Origin of the sequence: Bacillus sp. JJ722 (assembly GCF_036963345.1) — a bacterium.
Lineage (GTDB): Bacteria > Bacillota > Bacilli > Bacillales > DSM-1321 > Bacillus_AD.
Window position 1 is genome coordinate 1 of sequence record NZ_JBALMO010000389.1, and the last position, 2,461, is coordinate 2,461.

Sequence of the window (2,461 nt, forward strand, 5' to 3'; positions counted from 1 at the left end):
ATAAAACAAAAATTTAGCGAATGCTATATAATCATGCTAAACTTAAATTAAGTAATACATTTAAATTTTAACAAATATTTTATAATTAACTGTGTTTAATTTTCTTGAAACAAAATCAATGGTTTAACAACATGCGCTGAAATTGTAAACTGTGCTGGTGGAGAAATCCTCAATTTAACATTCTGAGATAATACGATAACAGCCCATTTCCAATTTTAATAGGAAATGGGCTTCTTTTATCTAATTATGAAAGGAGACAACATTATGGGAGAATTATTTAAAGCGAAAGATTTAATGAAAGTAGTAACTAATGGAGAAAAGCCCCCTAACTGTGATCTAACTCTCCAAATTCAAGCGAAGTACGCTTATGAAGGTATTGCTCGAGGTATCTGGCAAGTGGATGAGAAATTTATAAACGGAATTGGTGTTGCCATGGGCGGCTTTGTTGCTTCAGCGGCTGATATAATGATGGCCTATGCAATTGCTTCTAAACTACAAAACAATCAATCCTTTGCTTCTATTGATTTACATACAACATTTCATAAACCAATCTTTCAAGGAGAAGTACTTGTAGAAGCAAAAGTGGATAGAATGGGGAAACAAATTGCCTATGTTCTAGCAGATTTATATCAAAAAGATAAAAAAGTTGCTAGCGCTGTCTCCTCTGTCATTCTCATCAATGATTAACTCATCTAACGATAATCAACATCTATTTGCGTAAATAAAAATTCGTTTTCCATGACCATAAGTTGTAAAAATAGTATGATTAAAACTGAAATACAAACTTGGGGGTATATCATGACACAATGTAAAGTATGCTTTGACGGCAAAATAATTGATGAACAGCATCCTGATTATGAGACATTAGACCATGAATTAATTCGTTTAATTGACGGAGGACAGTTCTCCTACTACGCTGCATTTAAACGAGCAACGAGACTATATCCAGCTATCAAAGATTGTCCTACATGTAATGGGACAGGTGAAATTTAAATTATTAAAATATATAAAGTGCTCTTTATCGGAAGTAAATGAGCACTTTTTCATTTGCGACATTCGAGNNGGATGTTTTTTGTTTGTATATCAAATTCGGATTTTTTCTAATCGTCCTTTGTTTTTATTTGTATAAAATAAATAATGATCCTGTATGTATAAGTCGATTGAATGTACTTTATTGAGCCTGGTTAAACTTGTCCCTTTAATGTTCGATTTATATAAATATCCACCATTTGAATAATTACTGAAATAAATGGACTGGTCTTTAATAACAAAGTATGGTGCCTTAGCATTTAAAATTTTTACTTTTCCACTTCCATCCTTGTTCATTCTATATAGTTTAGCATTATCTTTGCTGTTGCTATAATAGTAGTAATTTTCGGTTTCTTGAAAGTTAGTTAACTCTTGAAAATACGAATATCGATTTGATTCAGCTTTCGGAAAATCTTTACTACTCCATATGTGATCTTTCTTCAAATACGCCGTTGGTACTAAAAAATATTTATAGCTAATCTTTCCTTTTCGATTTGGTACAGGGTCATTCCAAGTAGTGTCTAAATAGTAGTACTTTTTATCAATTTTGACTAAATTCCACGCGTGAAGACCTGAATTCACATAGCCGGTCACATAATGCGTTTCTATACCTACTTTATCTAACAGTAATTTCATTGCTTTAGCATATCCATCACAAACTGCTATTTTATTTATCAATAATCCATAAGCATTATAAGAAGCTTCCGGAACAGAATTTTTCAAGAAATTCGTATAATCATAGGCTGAATTTAACACGATATAATCATGTATAGCTTTAACCTTTTCAAAATCAGAATCCCCTTTTGAAACAGTTTGACTAATTACTAAGGATATTTGCTTATTTAGTTGTTGAACCATCTTATTGATTTTCGATTTAGAATACTTATATTTTAATTCAATTTTTCCATTTGAATAAACCAATGTTCCCTTATGCTGAAAATAAAATATTTCAGGGTGATCAGCTAATACCTTAGTTAATATTGATCCAACCTGCTTATAAGATATACTTTTTGCAGGAAATGTTGCAGTATCCTGATAATTCTTTAATGCTTTTAAAATATTATTATATGTTATATTATAAGCCGACTGATTTATTGTTTCTTTTTGTCCTTGATCAAACTGTACAGTTGCTTCATTAGAAGAATGTGCCGCTTCAGCAGAACTACTTAATAACAATTGTGAAAAACTAAGACATACAATTACTGTCATTTTAAATATTAATCGCATAAAAATTATCCCCCTAATAATTTTTAATAGTTAAATAGTACCACATATAACTATTCACAGAGGGTGTTTCGTTGTAAGATATATTATCAAAATATAGATTTTGTAACACATTGTTCATGATTAGTTCATAAAAATACCATATTATATTTTCAGAATGTTTTTATAGATATAGTTATTGGAATAAATACTATATACTATTAATTAT

The 2,461-nt window shown here is 30.0% G+C and carries 3 protein-coding genes; 2 read left to right on the plus strand and 1 reads right to left on the minus strand.

Translation table 11 applies throughout. The features are described 5' to 3' along the window. Nucleotides 1-264 precede the first annotated feature (264 nt). Nucleotides 265-687 carry a PaaI family thioesterase gene (locus V7014_RS26605; protein WP_335512052.1) on the plus strand — a complete coding sequence of 141 codons (423 nt, stop codon included), beginning with the start codon at nt 265-267 and terminating at the stop codon, nt 685-687. 111 nt (nt 688-798) lie between these two features. Then, on the plus strand, nt 799-993 hold the full coding sequence (locus tag V7014_RS26610; RefSeq protein ID WP_335512054.1) for a hypothetical protein: 195 nt from the start codon (nt 799-801) through the stop codon (nt 991-993). A 90-nt stretch (nt 994-1,083) separates the two neighbouring features. On the opposite strand, the gene V7014_RS26615 is transcribed toward V7014_RS26610, so the two are convergent. After that, nucleotides 1,084-2,256, minus strand: coding sequence for a DUF5050 domain-containing protein (locus V7014_RS26615; protein WP_335512056.1), 1,173 nt, complete (start codon nt 2,254-2,256; stop codon nt 1,084-1,086). Nucleotides 2,257-2,461: the final 205 nt, after the last annotated feature.